This is a genomic window from Rhodococcus sp. YH1, assembly GCF_009939605.1.
GTDB lineage: Bacteria > Actinomycetota > Actinomycetes > Mycobacteriales > Mycobacteriaceae > Rhodococcus > Rhodococcus aetherivorans.
This window is the reverse complement of the sequence record NZ_WVTE01000277.1, coordinates 59,212-75,862: the sequence shown is the minus strand read 5'-3', so window position 1 is coordinate 75,862 and position 16,651 is coordinate 59,212. Positions and strand designations below refer to the sequence as shown.

General features: G+C 71.4%; 17 protein-coding genes. 8 read left to right on the top strand and 9 right to left on the bottom strand.

Going from position 1 to position 16,651, the window contains the following annotated elements:
* Nucleotides 1-13: 13 nt before the first annotated feature.
* The 5 genes from AIIKEEIJ_RS28970 to AIIKEEIJ_RS28950 form a co-directional block, all read right to left on the bottom strand.
* A complete protein-coding gene (locus tag AIIKEEIJ_RS28970; protein ID WP_006931721.1) occupies nt 14-229 on the bottom strand; it encodes a dodecin in 216 nt (71 codons plus the stop codon).
* Nucleotides 230-298: 69 nt separating this feature from the next.
* Nucleotides 299-1,507 (bottom strand): serine hydrolase domain-containing protein, encoded by a 1,209-nt coding sequence (locus AIIKEEIJ_RS28965; protein ID WP_043802930.1) that lies wholly within the window; start codon nt 1,505-1,507, stop codon nt 299-301.
* Nucleotides 1,508-1,589: 82 nt separating this feature from the next.
* Nucleotides 1,590-2,117: a DUF6764 family protein gene (locus AIIKEEIJ_RS28960; protein WP_006931715.1), complete on the bottom strand. Its 528-nt coding sequence runs from the start codon at nt 2,115-2,117 to the stop codon at nt 1,590-1,592.
* Between the two features lie 130 nt (nt 2,118-2,247).
* Nucleotides 2,248-3,300: a DNA polymerase domain-containing protein gene (locus tag AIIKEEIJ_RS28955; protein ID WP_006931712.1), complete on the bottom strand. Its 1,053-nt coding sequence runs from the start codon at nt 3,298-3,300 to the stop codon at nt 2,248-2,250.
* A gap of 6 nt (nt 3,301-3,306) precedes the next feature.
* A complete protein-coding gene (locus tag AIIKEEIJ_RS28950) occupies nt 3,307-4,374 on the bottom strand; it encodes an ATP-dependent DNA ligase (protein WP_006931710.1) in 1,068 nt (355 codons plus the stop codon).
* 101 nt (nt 4,375-4,475) lie between these two features.
* Here AIIKEEIJ_RS28950 and lppU point away from each other — a divergent pair, with 101 nt between their 5' ends.
* Entirely contained in the window at nt 4,476-5,084 is a 609-nt protein-coding gene (gene lppU / locus AIIKEEIJ_RS28945) for an LppU family putative lipoprotein (RefSeq protein ID WP_006931708.1), read from the top strand.
* A gap of 22 nt (nt 5,085-5,106) precedes the next feature.
* On the opposite strand, the gene corA is transcribed toward lppU, so the two are convergent.
* Nucleotides 5,107-6,261, bottom strand: a complete 1,155-nt coding sequence (corA, locus tag AIIKEEIJ_RS28940; RefSeq protein ID WP_161997121.1) for a magnesium/cobalt transporter CorA — start codon at nt 6,259-6,261, stop codon at nt 5,107-5,109.
* Nucleotides 6,262-6,603: 342 nt separating this feature from the next.
* On the opposite strand from corA, the gene AIIKEEIJ_RS28935 reads away from it, so the two are divergent.
* Entirely contained in the window at nt 6,604-7,284 is a 681-nt protein-coding gene (locus AIIKEEIJ_RS28935; RefSeq protein ID WP_161997120.1) for an exonuclease domain-containing protein, read from the top strand.
* A gap of 121 nt (nt 7,285-7,405) precedes the next feature.
* On the opposite strand, the gene AIIKEEIJ_RS28930 is transcribed toward AIIKEEIJ_RS28935, so the two are convergent.
* Nucleotides 7,406-8,827 (bottom strand): RtcB family protein, encoded by a 1,422-nt coding sequence (locus AIIKEEIJ_RS28930; protein WP_072636380.1) that lies wholly within the window; start codon nt 8,825-8,827, stop codon nt 7,406-7,408.
* Nucleotides 8,828-8,919: 92 nt separating this feature from the next.
* Between AIIKEEIJ_RS28930 and AIIKEEIJ_RS28925 the strand changes: the two genes are divergently transcribed.
* The gene (locus AIIKEEIJ_RS28925; protein WP_161997119.1) at nt 8,920-9,336 is read left to right on the top strand and encodes an archease; all 417 of its coding nucleotides are present in this window, start codon (nt 8,920-8,922) and stop codon (nt 9,334-9,336) included.
* 560 nt (nt 9,337-9,896) lie between these two features.
* On the opposite strand, the gene AIIKEEIJ_RS28920 is transcribed toward AIIKEEIJ_RS28925, so the two are convergent.
* Nucleotides 9,897-10,913, bottom strand: a complete 1,017-nt coding sequence (locus tag AIIKEEIJ_RS28920; protein WP_161997118.1) for a peptidoglycan DD-metalloendopeptidase family protein — start codon at nt 10,911-10,913, stop codon at nt 9,897-9,899.
* Between the two features lie 221 nt (nt 10,914-11,134).
* Between AIIKEEIJ_RS28920 and AIIKEEIJ_RS28915 the strand changes: the two genes are divergently transcribed.
* From AIIKEEIJ_RS28915 to AIIKEEIJ_RS28900, 4 genes are all read left to right on the top strand, one after another.
* On the top strand, nt 11,135-11,545 hold the full coding sequence (locus tag AIIKEEIJ_RS28915) for a hypothetical protein (RefSeq protein ID WP_338021030.1): 411 nt from the start codon (nt 11,135-11,137) through the stop codon (nt 11,543-11,545).
* A 98-nt stretch (nt 11,546-11,643) separates the two neighbouring features.
* Nucleotides 11,644-12,759 (top strand): PLP-dependent cysteine synthase family protein, encoded by a 1,116-nt coding sequence (locus tag AIIKEEIJ_RS28910; protein ID WP_161997117.1) that lies wholly within the window; start codon nt 11,644-11,646, stop codon nt 12,757-12,759.
* Entirely contained in the window at nt 12,756-14,042 is a 1,287-nt protein-coding gene (locus AIIKEEIJ_RS28905; RefSeq protein WP_161997116.1) for an MFS transporter, read from the top strand. The genes AIIKEEIJ_RS28910 and AIIKEEIJ_RS28905 overlap by 4 nt, the downstream gene beginning before the upstream one ends.
* Before the next feature lie 50 nt (nt 14,043-14,092).
* On the top strand, nt 14,093-14,923 hold the full coding sequence (locus AIIKEEIJ_RS28900) for a F510_1955 family glycosylhydrolase (RefSeq protein ID WP_161997115.1): 831 nt from the start codon (nt 14,093-14,095) through the stop codon (nt 14,921-14,923).
* Between the two features lie 104 nt (nt 14,924-15,027).
* Here the strand turns inward: AIIKEEIJ_RS28900 and AIIKEEIJ_RS28895 are convergent, their stop codons facing one another.
* On the bottom strand, nt 15,028-15,741 hold the full coding sequence (locus AIIKEEIJ_RS28895; protein ID WP_029546334.1) for a DUF305 domain-containing protein: 714 nt from the start codon (nt 15,739-15,741) through the stop codon (nt 15,028-15,030).
* A gap of 557 nt (nt 15,742-16,298) precedes the next feature.
* Here AIIKEEIJ_RS28895 and AIIKEEIJ_RS28890 point away from each other — a divergent pair.
* Nucleotides 16,299-16,565 carry an SHOCT domain-containing protein gene (locus AIIKEEIJ_RS28890; RefSeq protein WP_006945984.1) on the top strand — a complete coding sequence of 89 codons (267 nt, stop codon included), beginning with the start codon at nt 16,299-16,301 and terminating at the stop codon, nt 16,563-16,565.
* Nucleotides 16,566-16,651 lie beyond the last annotated feature (86 nt).

Below are 16,651 nucleotides of genomic sequence, written 5' to 3'. Positions count from 1 at the left end.
CGGACCGGACGCGTCAGCCGTCGGTCGGCTCGATGCGGAAGCCGATCTTCACGGTCACCTGGATGTGCGCGACGGCCCCGTCGTCGATGTGGCCCCTGACGTTCATCACCTCGAACCACTCGAGGTGGCGCGTGGTCTCCGCCGCACGCGCGACGGCCTGCTTGATCGCGTCGTCGACGCTGTCCGTCGACGAACCCACCACCTCGATCACCCGGTACACGTGGCTCACAGTGTCGCTCCCTCCGTATCGAACTGCTTCGAACAATCAATCGTGGGGGTAGGCGCCGCGGCACCTTCCTCAGGCGCGGCGGGCCAGGTCGCGCGCCAGCGCGCCGAGCCGCGCGAGGCGCAGATCGCCCAGCGCGATCGGACCGCTGCCCAGGCGGTTCGTCGTGAACGCGAGCGACAGTCCGGTGTCGAGGTCGGCGAAGGCGCCGGAACCGCCGACCCCGTAGTGGCCGAGCGCCCCGCGCGGCCGCTCCCGGCTGACGAACACCGGCTGGTGGTAGCCGAGCCGCCACGCCATCGGGACCCCGAGCACGTAGTCGCGGCCGCGCACCTGGACCTCGCTCATGGCCTCGATGGTTTCCGGGTGCAGGAACTGCACGCCGTCGATCGTGCCGCCCGCGGCGATCGCCCCGTACATCCGCGCCAGGGCGCGCGCCGAGAACACCCCGTTCCAGCCGGGCATCACCGCGTCGTGCACCGCGGGATCGCGCACCAGCTCGTCGAACTCCTCCGGCATCGCGGCCTCCGCGAGGCCCCGGGTGAGGCTCACCCGGGACAGCACCGAGGCGGTCATCCCCCAGTGCAGGCCAGCGGGATTGATCCGCGGGAACAGCTTGGCGATGCGGTGCCGCTGCTCCTCCGGCACCCGGAACCAGAATTCGGGGGTACCCAGGGGTTCGGCGATCTCCTGCCGGACGACGTCGACGAACGGCGACCCGGTCACGCGCTGCACGATCTCCGCGACGAGCCAGCCGTACGTGACGGCGTGGTATCCCGGGCCTTCCAGCCGGCGCGGGTCGGGTGGGGCGGCGGCCAACGCACGGACCGTCGCGTCGTAGTCGACGATGCCCATCCGGCCGGGCCGCAGGTTGCGCACCCGGTGCAGTCCGGCCCGGTGGGTGAGCACGTCCGCGACGGTGACGTCCTCCTTGCCGGCCGCCGCGAACTCCGGCCAGTACCGCGCGACGGGGGCGAAGTAGTCGATCAGGCCACGGTCGGCGAGCCGGTGCACCACGGTGGACGCCACGCCCTTGCCGGTGGAGAAGGACAGCGACACCGTGTCGCGGTTCCACCGCCGGTCGCGGGTGGCCCAGCCCGCCCAGATGTCGAGCACTTTCTCGCCGTCCAGGTAGGCGGCGAGGGCCCCGCCCCCGTGCCGGGGCAGCCGGTACAGGTCGAAGAAGCGATCCGCGAGCGGCAGGAATCGCCGGTCGACGTGCATCTCGGTCGGCGGCGGTTCCTGTACCGCCGCCGCGCCCCGCACCGGTCGGGCTGTCATCCGTGGTACCTCCCAGTCGACATCGTGCCGCCAGGTTACGTCGCAGCGTCCGGTCCCGAACGGGTTTTCCGCAGGCTCCCGGTCAGGGCGTGACGTACCGGAACGTCCCCAGCACGACGCACCCACGGCCGGTGGTGAGGTTGACGGCGGTCGCGGCGGACCCCTCGCACAGCACCGGGTCGCGCAGGTCACCGATGAAGGCCTGGGACTGCGGGCCGGCCACGACGAGCGCGGTCGCGGGCTCCTCGACGATGCCCAGGGCCAGCGCGTCCTCACCGAAACCGAGCGTGGCGAGAGAACCGCCGCGGGCCTCGCCCGCCCCGGCGCCCCCCGAGAGCCCGGCCGCGAGCACCCGCGCCCCGGTGCGCGCGTCGGCGAAGCCGACTCCGCCGTCGCCGTGGGCCCACGCGCCGCTCGGTGCGTCCGCGACCGCGCCGCACGCGGTCCGCCCGTCGAGCTGGGTGACCGAGGCCGCCGAACCCGGGGGCGCCGCACACGTCACCGCCTGTGCGGACGGCGCCGCGACGAGTGCGGCCCCGACGGCCGCCGCCACCACGGCCCCACCACCGAGAACCCGAACCGACTTCCGCGCATCCGCTACCACCGACACGGTGACTGCCTCCTCCGGCCTCGTCCCCCGCAAACCGAATCCCCCAGGGGGAGTCTACGGAGACGCGCACCGGTTCACCGGGTCGGCGGGCATCGATGCGGTCACGAGAGGTCACCGCCCCGGTGAATCCCTAGCCGGGCCGCTTGCGGTCGGTGTCGCGGGACGGCTGCACCCGCTTCGGCTCGCCCGGCATCTTCGGATGGGTCGGCGGGTAGGGCAGGTCGCCGAGGCCCGCGGCGGCGTCCCGCTCGGCCATCTCGAGCAGCACGTCGAGCGCCTGCGCGGTCTCGTCCATCGCGGCCATCGGATCGCCGCGGCGCTCGAGCAGGCCCGGCACGGTCGCGATCGTGAGATCGTCCGGGTCGGCGTCGACGAGTTCGTCCCACGTCAGGGGTGTCGACACCGTCGCGATCGGGGTGCGCCGCACCGAATATGCCGACGCGATCGTCTTGTCCCGGGCGTTCTGGTTGAAGTCGAGGAAGATGCGCTGCCCGCGCTCCTCCTTCCACCACGCGGTGGTGGCCCGGCCGCCGCTGCGGCGTTCCACCTCCCGCATCAGGGCGATCCCGGCGCGGCGCACGCCGACGAAGTCCCACTCCGGGACGATGCGGACGTACACGTGCAGGCCGCGGCCGCCCGACGTCTTCGGGAAACCGACCAGACCCAGCTCGTCGAGCAGCGGTCGCAGCACCTCGAGCGCGACCGCGCGGGCGTCGTCGAACGCGGTCCCCGGCTGCGGGTCGAGATCGATGCGCAACTCGTCCGGGCGGTCGACGTCCCCGCAGCGCACCGCCCACGGGTGGAACGTCACGGTGCCCAGGTTCGCCGCCCACACGACGTCCGCCGCGCTGCGCACCCGCAGCACGTCGGCGGTGCGGCCGGACGGAAACGTCACCTCGCACGTCGCGACGTGGTCGGGCCGGCGGGCAGGCACCCGCTTCTGGTAGATCTCCTCGCCCTCGATCCCGTCGGGGAACCGCTGCAGATGTGTCGGCCGCTCCCGCAGCGCCTGCAGCAGCGGCGCCGAGCCGGCCGTCGCGACGGTCCGGTAGTACTCGACGAGGCGGCGCTTGGTGCCGGCCTCTCCGAGCCGGGGGAAGTACACCTTGTCGGGGTTGGACAGGCGGACGGGCACGCCGCCGACGTCCAGTTCTACCGCGGGAGAACGCTTCGCATCGGGCACCGGAGGTCACACTCCTGTCCGGTCGAGGACGTCGCCGAGGTCGTACCGCACCGGCACGTCCAACTGCTCGAAGGTGCAGCTGCGCGGCTCGCGGTCCGGTCGCCACCGCAGGAACCGCGCCGCGTGCCGGAACCGCAGGCCGGTCTCGGCGTTGCCCTCCATCTGGTCGTAGGCCACCTCCAGGACCCGCTCCGGCCGCAGCGGTATCCATCGGCGGTCCACCGCCGTCCGCCACCGGCTCGGCTCCCCCTCGGCGACGACGTCGGCGCCGACCCGCAGCGGTGCGAGTTCGGCGAGCAGCTCCTTGCGCTGTTCGACGGTGAACGCCGACGCACCGCCCACCATCACCGGTTCGTCGCCGCCGTCGTACAGGCCCAGCAGCAGGGACCCGACCCCGTCGATGCTCTTGTGCGGCCGGTAGCCGATGAGCACGCAGTCGGCGGTGCGGGCGTGCTTGACCTTGAGCATCTCCCGCTTGTCCGGCACATAGGGCCCGTCGAGACGCTTGGCGACGACCCCGTCGAGACCGGCACCCTCGAACTCGGCGAACCACCGGCCGGCGGTGTCCGCGTCGCGGGTGGCGGCCGTGACGTGGCAGCTGGGGCCGCCGCCGACCACCGCCCGCAGCCGCTCCCTGCGCCGCGCGAACGGCGCCTCCATCAGGTTCTCGTCACCGATCGCGAGCAGATCGAAGCCGACGAACTGCGCGGGGGTCTGCTCGGCGAGCAACGCGATGCGGCTCGCCGCCGGGTGGATTCGCTCGGACAGCGCCTGCCAGTCGAGCCGGATCCGGCCGTCGCGCGGGCGCGGCACCACGATCTCCCCGTCGACGACGCACCGGGCGGGCAACTCGGCCCGCACCGCCGCCGCCAGTTCCGGGAAGTACCGCACGAGGTCCTTGCCGCCGCGCGAGGCGAACACCACCTCGTCGCCGTCGCGGAACACGACGGCGCGGAAGCCGTCCCATTTCGGCTCGTACGACCACTCGGGGTCGCCGTCGGCGGGCTGAGCCGGGACCTCGGACACGGCCTTGGCGAGCATCGGTGCGATCGGCGGAGCGACGGGCAGCTGCACCGGCCCATGGTCGCACCCCGAGCCGACTCGTGCCCGCCGGATTTGCGAGAAATCACCCTACGTTTCCCGCCCGAGGCGGACATTCCGTACGCTCTCCCCCCATGAACTTCATTCGACGGGTGAGCGGCACCGCCGTCGCGCTGGCCGCGGCGGCTCTGGTACTCGGCGCGTGCGGATCGGACGTCGAGCCCCGGGCGGTGCCCGAGTCCGGGTCCGAGACCACGTCGGCGAGTGCATCGGATACCCGGACCACCACCGGCCGTCCGACCACTACCACGGCACCGACGTCCCCCGGCTCCTCCGGCCTGGACATCGACGTCGAGATCGGCGACTGCGTGCGCCTCGGCGGCACCGTCGACGACGCGACCATCGAGAACGCGACCTGCGGCAGCATGGACTCGAACTACAAGGTGATCGACATCGTCGACTCCAGCGAGCAGTGTGTCTCGGACGCCGACCAGACCTACTACGAGTCCTCCGCCGGTGTCGAGGTGGGCGCCCTGTGCCTCGACGTCGACTGGGTGGTGGACAGCTGCATGGACATCTCCGGTGAGGACCCGCAACGCGTCGACTGCGCCGCGCCCGGCCCCGAGACGGAGAAGGTCACCGAGATCCTGCAGAACACCGACAACGTGAACGACTGCTCCGTCTCCGAAGGCGGATTCGTCTACAGCGAGCGTCGTTTCGTGGTCTGCACCGACACACTCTGAGGTCGCCGTCCGCCGCGGCCGGCTACAACCAGCCGCGGCGGCGGAAGATCGCGTAGAGCCCCGCGCACGTCATGACCATCATCAGTAGGGCCATGGGATATCCTGCGGCCCAATGCAATTCCGGCATGGTGTCGAAATTCATCCCGTAGACCGTGCCGATCAGCGTGGGCGCGAACAGAATCGCCGCCCACGCCGAGATCCGCTTGATCTCCTCGTTCTGCTCGATGCTCGCCCGGCTGAGATTGCGCATCTCCTCGTTCTGCATCTGCGAGACCAGCGTCGCGTTGACCGTGAGGATGTTGCCGAGCAGCTGACGGAAGCTGTCGACCTGCTCGACGACCGTCGTGGCGTGGTCGGTGACGTCCCGCAGGTAGCGCTGCAGTTCGTCGTCGGTGCGGTACTTGGCGAATCCCGACGACAGACCGGACAGCACGGTGAGCAGCGGCTTGGCCGCCCGCTGGAACTCGATGACCTCGCGGGACAGTTCGTAGATGCGGCGCGAGACCCGCGGATCGCCGCTGAACACCTCGGTCTCGATCTCGTCGATGTCGTTCTGCAGGCCCGCGACGACCGGCGCGTACCCGTCGACGACGGCGTCGAGGATCGCGTAGAGCACCGCCTCGGGGCCGAGCCGCAGCAGATCCGGCTCGCTCTCCATCCGGTCCCGCACCGCCGACAGGTCGGGCGATTCGCTGTGCCGGACGGTCAGCACGAACGTCGGGCCGACGAAGACGTGCACCTCACCGAAGTCGACCCGCTCGGATTCGTCGACGTAGCGGGCGGCCCGCAGCACGACGAACAGCGTGTCGCCGTACCGCTCGAGCTTCGGGCGCTGATGCGCGACGATGGCATCCTCGACCGCGAGTTCGTGCAGCCCGAATTGCTCTGCGGCGGCGTTGAGTTGAGCGTCGGTGGGCCGGTACATCCCGATCCACGCCATCGAGCCGGGCTCGGGCAGGCAGTCGAGGGCCTGCGAGAGCGTCGCCGGCGACGCGACGCGGCGGCCGTCACGGTAGACCGCGCTGTCGACGATGCTGCTCTCCGCCCCCGCGGCGTCACGGCCGGGACTCGACGCGACGGCGGGGTGCAGGGACGCACCGAACCCGGCGGACGGGTCGGCGGTCGCCGCCGCGGAGCGACGCGGCAGCAGGGCACGGACGGAACGGTTCGGCAGCATGTCGGCACGGCCTTTCGGGGGGCACGGGGGACGACGGCGAGGGCATTCGCCGTGGGACGTACACGCGACGGCAACCGTCGCGCACCGAAAGGACGCGTACGGGCTGCCGTCAGCCGGTACTCGGAGGTCGACTGCGCATCGCGAGTCCCACCTCCTCCACATCACCCGGAACCGCTCCGGGGGCCTGACGAAACACCAGCAGCGTACGCCTTCGTGCCGCACGGAGCCATTTCGGCCGGTCCGGCGCACGACGTCGCGCCGCCCGGCGGACGGTGTCGGTGGCTGCGGCCACAATCGCCGTGACCGCCCTCACCGCCCGCACGACCGACGACAGGACCCCCGATGACGCGCTGGCCCGATCGACCGATCTGCGCGTTCGACCTCGAGACCACCGACCGCGATCCGCGGATCGCGCGCATCGTGACCGCGTCCGTCGTCGTCCTCGACGGTGACACCGTCGCGTCGCGGACGTGGCTGCTCGATCCGGGCATCGAGATCCCGGAGGAGACGTCGGCGATCCACGGCGTGACCACGGAGCGGGCGCGCGCCGAGGGCCTCGAGTACACGGCCGGCTACGCCCAGATCCGCGAGGCACTGTGCGAGGCCTGGGTCCGCGATCACATCGTCGTGGCGTTCAACGCCAGTTACGACCTGACGGTCATCGACGCCGAGGGCCGCCGGCTGGGCCTGCCGGGACTCGCCACGGGCCTGGTGTTCGACCCGTACGTCGTCGACCGCGAGATGGACCGCGGCCGCGAGGGCGGCCGCACCCTGCAGGCGGTCTGCGCTGCGTACGGCGTCACGCTGACCGCCGCCCATCAGGCCGAGGCGGACGCACTCGCGGCCGGGCAACTGGCGCGGGCGCTGTGCACCCGCTTCCCGCAGCTCGCCGACCTGGACATCATGACGGACCAGGCGGCCTGGCACGCGGAGCGGCAACGCAATTTCGCCGAGTACCTCTCGGGCCTCGGCCGCGACGCGTCGGACGTGGACCCGCAATGGCCCATCCGCGGTATCGCCTGAGAGAAGTTGCCGGGCAGCGGTTTCCAATGCAGAAACTCTCGACACCGTCCGTGGGCGACCGAATGTCACATGCGTTCGATCGAATCGAACGCATGTGACATTCGGTCCGGCCGCTCGGCGCTCACCCCTTGACGACGCCGAGCGGCACGAGCCGGGCGATCCGGCGGGCCAGGCCCGCACGTTCGCTCACCTCCGCCACCGCGTCGATGTCCTTGTACGCCTCCGGCTTCTCCTCGGCGAGTCCCCGCCACGAGCTTCCCCGCACGAGCACCCCGTGCGTCTCGAGTGCGTCGCGCACCGCCCGGCCGTCGGTGTGCCGGGCAGCACGGTGCCGGCTCTGCACCCGACCGGCCCCGTGCGCGGTGGAGTAGAACGCCGGGTTCCCGGCGACACCGGCCAGCACGTACGACGCGGTGCCCATCGTGCCGGGGATGAGCACGGGCTGCCCTGCATCGGTGAGGTCGGCGGGCACGTCGGGGTGGTCCGGCGGCAGGGACCGCGTCGCGCCCTTGCGGTGCACGCACAGCGCGCGGACCCGGCCGCCGACCTCGTGCCGCTCGATCTTCGCCAGGTTGTGCGAGATGTCGTAGAGGAGGTCGAGGGTCGTGCCGGCCGTTTCCTCGAAGACCCGGCGGGCCGCCTCGGTGAGCAACTGCCGGTTGGCCCGGCCGTAGTTGGCCGCCGCCACCATGGCCCCGAGATAGGCCTCCCCCTCCGGCGACCGGACCGGAACGCACGCCAGCTGCCGGTCGGGGACGTGAATCCCGTAGCGGCCCATTGCCTTACCCATCTCACGTACATGGTCGGTGCAAATCTGGTGGCCCAGGCCGCGGGATCCGCAGTGGATCATCACGCACACCGTGCCCACGTCGAGCCCCATCAGCCGCGCGGTGTCCGGATCGAAGACCCGCTCGACGGCCTGGACCTCGAGGAAGTGGTTTCCCGACCCGAGGCTGCCGAGCTGACCGAGGCCCCGCTCGACGGCACGGTCGCTCACCGCGTCCGGGTCGGCGCCGTCCAACACGCCACGGTCCTCACACCGCTCGAGGTCGCGGGCGACGCCGTGCCCCTGCTCCACCGCGAAGCGGGCGCCGCCCGCGAGCACCTGCCGCAGCACGGTACGGTCCGGGAGTTCCCACACGCCCCGGGTCTCCATGCCGCGCGGTACGACGCGACCGAGCCGGTCCATCAACACACCCAGGCGCGACGCGAGGGCGGACCGGTCCGCGTCGCGTGCGATCAGGAGCCGCACGCCGCACGAGATGTCGAAGCCCACGCCGCCGGGGGAGACGACGCCGCCGTCGTCGATGTCCGTCGCCGCGACCCCGCCGATGGGAAAGCCGTAACCCCAGTGCACGTCCGGCATGGCGAACGACGCGGTGACGATGCCGGGCAGCGTCGCGACGTTGGCGACCTGGGTGAGCGCCTCGTCCCCCTCCGCGACGGGGAGCAGGGACCGGGTGGCGAAGACGATCCCGGGTACGCGCATCGCGCCGGCCCGATCGATCCGGAACCGGTACGGGGTCTCCTCGACGATCCTCATCACTGTCCGATCCGGGGGCGGGAACGCGACGTCGGCGGCCTCGTTCCACCATAGGATCTGCAGTGCCTGCTGCACAGGCCCGGGAGCGAATCATGAACGGAAGCGGGTACCGGTCGGTGCCGCACACGGCGGATCTGCGCATCGAGGCGTGGGCACCGACCCGTGACGAGTGCATCGCGCAGTCGGTGCGCGGCGCCGTCGCGAGCTTCGCCGACATCTCGTCCGCGGGACCCGGCCGGGTCCGCAACCGCCCGTTGACGGCCGACGGCGACGAGGACCTGCTCGTCGCGGTGTTCGACGAGGTGATCTATCTGCTCGACACGGCCGGGGAGATCCCGATCGACGTGGTCGTCGAATCCGGCGGCGGCACAGCGGAGGCGCGGTTCTCGATGGTCGACGCCGCCGCGGTGGCCCAGATCGGTGCGGTCCCGAAGGCGGTGTCGCTCCACGAGCTGCGCCTCGACCGAGGACCGGAAGGGTGGTCGTGCTCGGTGACGCTGGACGTGTGAACCGGCGACGAGCGCCGCAGTACCGGTCGCGGCACGCCGAGCGCAGGCGACCGTGTGGGCGCCCTCGCCGTTGTGACTTTCCGCTGTAGATGGCCGGGATTGCCTGCTGGGCCGGTGCCCGTTGCCGGGGCCGAGACCCGGGTGGTCGGCGAGCGGCGGCGCTACATCGGCATGTTCATCATGGGCATCCCGCCCATCTGGTGGAGCCACATCATCAGCTGGTGCAGCAGGGTGTGCGCCTGGTCCATCATGCCCATCATGTTCACGGCCGTGACCTTTCTGGAGCCGAGTAACCCTCGGGGGCGGGATCGTCCCACTATGGCGCTCTGTTGTTCCCCGATGTGCCACCTCGCCTGCGAGATCCGTCTTCTTCAACAGATCTTCACGAGATCTCGACTTTCGGTGTCCGGACACGGCAGGAGTGGGCCGCAGCACCCCCGCACTTCGGAACCTGCCGGCGCGCATGGCGTGGCACCGGTTCATTCGAGCTGTCGTGCGCCGCCTGGGGTGGGTGCGCTGCGGGCTGTGCCAGTGGGGCGGTGCGGTTGCCCGCTCGGAGGTCAGTCCGCAGCGATGATGGGGGTGCCGCGGTCGGCCAGCCACTGCGCCGGGTCGGTCTTGGCGCCGGAGCGGTCTTCGACCTCGAAGTGCAAGTGGGGTCCGGTGGAGTTGCCGCGATCTCCGACGGTGGCGATCTTCTGCCCGGCTTCGACTCGTTGCCCGGCCGTCACCAGGTTGGTGTTGTTGTGGCCGTAGGTGGTCACCGTGCCGTCGTCGTGCCGGATGCGTACCCACAGCCCGTAGCCCTGTGCCGGTCCGGCGCTGATGACCTCCCCGTCGGCGACGGCGACGATCGGTGCGCCCATGGTATTGGCGATGTCGATGCCTCCGTGTCCCCGCCCGTCCCCGAAGGTGGAGGTGATCACCCCGGCGGTCGGGGCGACGGACCGCCCGGTCCCGCCCCAGTGCCCGCCGTCGGCCGGGCGCGGCAGGGTGGGGCTTGCGGGTGCGGCGCCGGGGTCTTCCCCTCCGGTGGCGCTCTTGTTGCCGGGGGCCGTATCGGGTGTGCCCGCAGCAGGCGCGTCGTCTTCCTCGGGTGGCGTCCCAGGCTCCGGCGCCGGAGGGCGGTGACGACCCGGTGCGGGGGGCGTACCGGGGTCGGTGGCCAACGCCGCCAGCAGGCGCGGGGCGATGCTGTAGTCCAGTCCGGTCAGTTCGGAGCGGCACACCGACAGCAGGCTCGCCCCGGCCGCAGCGCCCTGGGCGCTCCATCTGGCCGCGCAGCCGGCGAGGGACTGCAGGGCGGCGACGGTGTCGGCGACTGCGCCGTTGTCCCGGGCGGCGCGCACGCCGGTGGCGGCGATGTTCGCGACCGTCTGCCAACGCGCGGGATCGACCACCTGCCCGGCGGGGTCGGCTCCGGTGGTGGTCAGCGCGTCGGCCACCGACACCGCCACCGGCTCCGGTGGCAGATGCGTCGCTCCGGCCCCGGGGGCCGTGAGCAGCGGGACCGTCAGCCCCACGGTGGAGGCTCCCAGGATCAAGGCGGCCCACCGGCCGCGGTGTGTGCGGTGCATGGCACTGCCTCCCGCCGCCTCACGAGAAATGTCCGATTGGAGAGGTGTAGGGGTGTTTGTCAAGGCGACACACCGTAACGCTAGTGCACTTGCATCACTTGCGTCTCTCCAATCGCATGCTTATCCGCTGACCCAGCAGTGTCGGTGCGGGTGCCGAAACGGGGTGGCGGGGTGCGCGGCCGGGCGGGTCGACGGTGATGCGCTGCTACAGTCGGGGAGTTGTGACGGCCCGATCGACTTCTCCGCCCCTGCGGACCGCGGTCGCATTGGTCGTCTTCTACCTTCTCGGCCACACCCTGGTGCAGTGTGGTCTGACCGTGGCGGACCGCCCTCATCACGACGACGTGCACGTGAGTGCGACCGCGCAACCCGGTGCGGAAACGGCGCCCGGGCATGCCCATGTCGATCACGATTCGTCCGGCCTCGATCCTCACCACGATCAACTGTTCCTCGGCCCTCGTGCGGACAACGCCGGGCGTCCGATCGCCGTGGTCACGCTGGTCGCGGTGATGGTTGCGGCTGCGGTCGCCCGGCGGCACGCCCCGACCCTGTCGCGGGCCCCGCCACCGGTGCCCGCCCCGGCCCGCAGCGGCCGGGCGATCCTCGACGAACTCTGTATCAGCAGGTGCTGATCGGCAGTGGACCGGCCGCGGGGGACCCCCTGTCGGCCCGTCTCGTGCTGCCCATCGCATCGTGCGCTCAGTGCGCGCCACCACAGAGATGACTCGTCATGAACAGTGCTGTCTTCCCCGTTTCCACTCCGCCGCGATCGTCGGCTCGGCTGTTGACCTCCGCCCCGTGCTGCCCGGAGCCGACCACCATGGTCGGCAACACCCCGGTGCTGTGGATCGGTGAGCCCTTCGCCAATGCCGGCGCCGGGTTCTGGGCCAAGCTCGAAGGGAACAACCCCGGGGGCATGAAGGACCGCCCCGCCCTGCACATGGTCGAACGCGCCCACAGCCGGGGCGAGCTGATCCCCGGGGCCCGCATCATCGAATCGAGCAGCGGCACCCTCGGACTCGGCCTGGCGCTGGCCGGTATCGTCCACGGTCACCCGGTGACCGTGGTCACCGACCCCGGTCTCGAACCGATCATCCGTCGCATGCTCGCCGCCTACGGTGCCGACGTGGAGCTGGTCACCGAACCGCACCCGAGCGGCGGATGGCAACAGGCCCGGCGGGACCGGGTCCGTCAGCTGCTCGACGCGCACCCCGGCTCCTGGTGCCCGGACCAGTACAACAATCCCGACAACGTCGAGGCCTACCAGTCACTGGCCCTGGAACTGCTCGCCCAGCTCGGCCGCGTCGACATGCTCGTCTGTTCGGTCGGTACCGGTGGACATTCGGCCGGCATCGCCCGGGTGCTGCGCCAGTTCTGCCCCCATCTGAAACTGGTGGGCGTCGACACCGTCGGATCGGCCCTGTTCGGCCAGCCCGCCGCTGCCCGTCTGATGCGCGGACTGGGGTCGAGCATCCATCCGGGCAACATCGACTACGAGGCGTTCGACGAGGTGCACTGGGTTGCCCCCAGGGAGGCGGTGTGGTCGTGCCGAACCCTGGCCGCCACCCACCACGCCAGCGGTGGCTGGAGCGTGGGAGCGGTCGCCCTGGCCGCAGGCTGGCTCGCCCGCACCCACTCCCCGGACCTTCGGATCGCCGCGATCTTCCCGGACGGCCCGCAGCGGTACTTCGACACCGTCTACAACGACGACTTCTGCGCCGAGCACGGTCTGCTGGACGGACCGGCACCGACCGAGCCGGTGACCATCGACCATCCCACCGACCGTGTCGTGCGCTCGTGGACGCGATGCACCACCGTCGTCGACCCCGCGGAGCTGCGGCCGTGACGACCCTGGCGACCCGCTTCCGCAGTTTCGACCGCCCCAGCCAGGTGCTGATGGTCAACCAGTTCTCCATCAACGTCGGCTTCTACATGCTCATGCCGTATCTGGCGAGCTACCTGGCCGGCCCACTCGGTTTGGCGGCCTGGGCCGTCGGGTTGGTGCTGGGGGTGCGCAACTTCTCCCAGCAGGGGATGTTCCTGCTGGGCGGCACCCTGGCGGACCGGCTGGGGTACAAGCCGCTCATCGTCGCCGGCTGCCTACTGCGCACCGCCGGGTTCGTGCTGCTGGCCGCCGTCGACTCGCTGCCGGCGGTGCTGGTGGCCGCGGCGGCCACCGGATTCGCCGGCGCGTTGTTCAACCCCGCGGTGCGGGCCTATCTGGCCGCCGACGCCGGACCCCGCCGCGTCGAGGCGTTCGCGGTGTTCAACGTCTTCTACCAGGCCGGGATCCTGCTCGGTCCGCTGGTCGGCCTGGCGTTGACCGCGGTGGACTTCCGGATCACCGCGCTGGTGGCTGCGGCGGTGTTCGCGGCGCTGACGGTGATACAGATCCGGGCACTGCCGGCGCAGACCGTCGAGCCCACCGCCACCGCCGGCCCGCGCACCTCGATACTCGACGACTGGCGCACGGTGGTGGCCAACCGGCCGTTCGTGCTGTTCGCGGCGGCGATGATCGGCTCGTACGTTCTTTCGTTCCAGGTGTATCTGGCCCTGCCGCTGCAGGCCGAGGTCATCGCCCTGGACCGAGCATCGGGCACGGTGCTCGTGACCTCGCTGTTCGCGGTCTCCGGGTTGGTGGCGATCGCCGGGCAGCTACGTATCACCTCCTGGTGCGGCAACCGCTGGGGGACCGGGCACAGCCTGGCCGTCGGGATGGTGATCATGGCAGCTGCGTTCGTGCCCGTGGCCGTGTCCTCCGCCGCCGGCACCTTCTGGGCGGTGGCCGCCGGGGCGCTGGTGCTGTCGGCGGCGATCCTCGCCGTCGGTACGGCGGCGGTGTTCCCGTTCGAGATGGACACCGTCGTCGCGCTCTCCGGGAACCGGCTCGTGGCCACCCACTACGGGTTCTACAACACCGTCGTCGGGGTGGGCATCCTGCTGGGCAACCTCGGCACCGGGGCGGTGTTCGGATGGGCCGCCGACGCCGGCCGGGAATGGCTGATCTGGGTGCTGCTCTCTGCGATCGGGGCCGGGTGCGCGGCGGCGCTGTTTCTGCTCCACCGCACCGGCCGGCTCACCGCCCCACCCCCGACGCCGACCGACGCGCAGGTCTCGGCCTCGGCATGATGCTCCCGCCGGGCACCCCTTTCGTCCGGCCCGAAGAAAGGAACCCCCGAATGTCTGTGTCCCGCCTGCCGGGCGCGGTGTCGGCGTTGGCCGCAGCTGCCCTGCTCGTGGCCGGATGCTCGTCCCCCGACACCCCTCGCGCGGCGACCGTACCCTCCGGCGCCGCCACCGCACCGCGCGTTGCGTTGTCCCCGGCGCTCGATCACGTGCACGGGATGAGCGTCGATTCCGCCGGCACGATCCTGGCCGGCACCCACAGCGGACTGGTCGCGGTCGCGCCGTCCGGCGCCACCACCGAGGTCGGCACCTCCGACGACGATCTGATGGGGCTGGCCGGGGTGTCCGGCAGCGACGTGCTGGTCGCCTCGGGCCATCCGGGTCCGTCGAACCCCGGCCCCAACCCGCTGGGTTTGCGCCGCAGCGACGACGGCGGGCGCACCTGGACCGACCGGTCCCTGCTCGGAGAGGTGGATTTCCACGCCCTGGCCACGGACGGCACCGTGGTGGTCGGTTTCGACGGCACCCGCGGCATCCGGGTGTCCACCGACGCCGGCGCCACCTGGAGCGCCGGTGCCACCGTGGCGGCCGCGGCCCTGGCCCTGACCCCGGACGCGGTGTGGGCGATCACGCCGGCCGGGCTCGAGCGCAGCACCGACCTGGCACGCACCTTCACCCCGGTCGAGGACGCACCCGCCCTCGTGCTGCTGGCTGGCACCGGCGACGGGCTGTGGGGCATCGATGCCGACGGCTACGCCTGGCGCAGCCGGGACGGCGCCACCTGGGAGCAGCGGGCCTTCGTCGGGCAGGTGGAGGCGCTGACCGCCACCGGGTTCGACACCGCCTACGCCGCCACGGCCGAGGTCTTGTACACACTGAACTGACGCGGTCGGACCGGGCGGTGCTCCCCGCCAACCGGTGGGGCCCGGCACGTCCGCGTGCCGGGCCCCACCGTGCCGACCGCGCGAGCGCGGCGGCTTTCTCGCGGTCACAACGAGGACAAAATGTTCTCCATCGTGGTGATCTCCTGCTGCTGCGTCTCGGCGATGGTGCGCGCCATGGCCACCGCGTCGGAATTCTGCCCGGAGTCGACCTCGGTCTGCGCCATCGCGATCGCGCCGCGGTGATGTTCGATCATCTGGGTCAGGAACAGGCGGGACGCGTCGACACCCTGTGCGTCGCGCAGGGCGGTCATGTCCTCGGCCGACATCATCCCGCTCATGCCGCCACCCATCTGTCCGCCGCCGGGCATCGTGGTGGACTGCATCGGCATGTCGTGTCCGGGCATCTCCATCCCGGGGGACGACATGGGCATGTTCGGAGTGGCCATCGGCATGCTGGTCGTACCCATGGGCATGGTCGGCTGCCCCCAGTCGGTGAGCCAGCTCTGCAGCTGCTCGATCTCCGGGCCCTGGGCGGCCTTGATCTGCTGGGCCAGTTCGGTGACCCGCGGGTCGATGCCCTCCTTGGCCAGGATGACGTCGCTCATCTCGATGGCCTGGCTGTGGTGCGGGATCATCTGCTGAGCGAAGGTCACATCCGCCTGGTTGTGGTCGGCGGCCGTCTCGGCGGAGGCGCTGGTGGTCGCCGTCGCCGACGGGCTCGCCTGCGAGGCCTGATCGTTGCCCGAGTCGCTGCAGGCGGCCAGGGTGAGCGCCGCAGCGACCGCCACTGCGCCGGTGGCCAGAGACTTCTTCCTCACAAGAACATTCCTTTCCGTCGTGTACACGCACCGGGCCGACACCACGGTCGCGATAGCGAAGGCATCCCCCACAGCGGCTGCGGCAAACCCGGCCCGCCTCACCCCTCGGCGGGGGACGCGGACCACTGCGGGTGTGATACGCCCTCTGCGGTGCGGCCGACCGGCCGGCCGCACCTCGTCCGGATCCGAGCCTGGCAGCCGCACCCGGCGACAACTCGGACCTTTCGGTGAAGATTTCCTGAAGAACCACCGCGCCGAGCCCGGAGCCGGGGTCACACGGCGCTCCGTGCCCGGACCGTGGACGCTGCGGCCCCTTCCCGCCCCGGCCCCTCCGGCAATCGGCGACCGACCCGGACGCCTGGGCGACCATCGCCGCTGTTCTTGAGCAGATCTTCACGGAAACGACGGCGAAGAGCTCATCGAGGCCGGGCACCGTGGACAGCGAACACACCGGGACCGCGCACCGCTGCCCCACGCGGGGTGCCGGTGCTGCGGCCGACCGGGTCGGACAGCCGGTGTCCGGTAGCGCCGACCGAGGGCGAGGAAGGGTGGTTTCGATGATGTTCTGGTACGGCAACGGCATGAACGGTTGGGGTTATGTGCTCATGACCGTCGGGATGGTGGCGTTCTGGGCGTTGGTGATCGTCGGCATCGTGATGCTGGTGCGCGCCGCGACTCCCCGGTCGACACCACCGCCGGCGCCCTATGCCCCGACGCCGGAAGAGATTGTGGCCATGCGCTTCGCCCGCGGCGAGATCGACGAGGACGAGTACCGGCGCCGTCTCGACGCCCTGCACACCCATCGGCCCGGCCCGGGGGCGTGAAGACCGCAGTCAGGTCGAATCGCCCTGCCCACCTCAGGTGCGCCGGGTTCAGGAGCGGCGGTGTCAGCGGCGGTAGTGGCGACCGT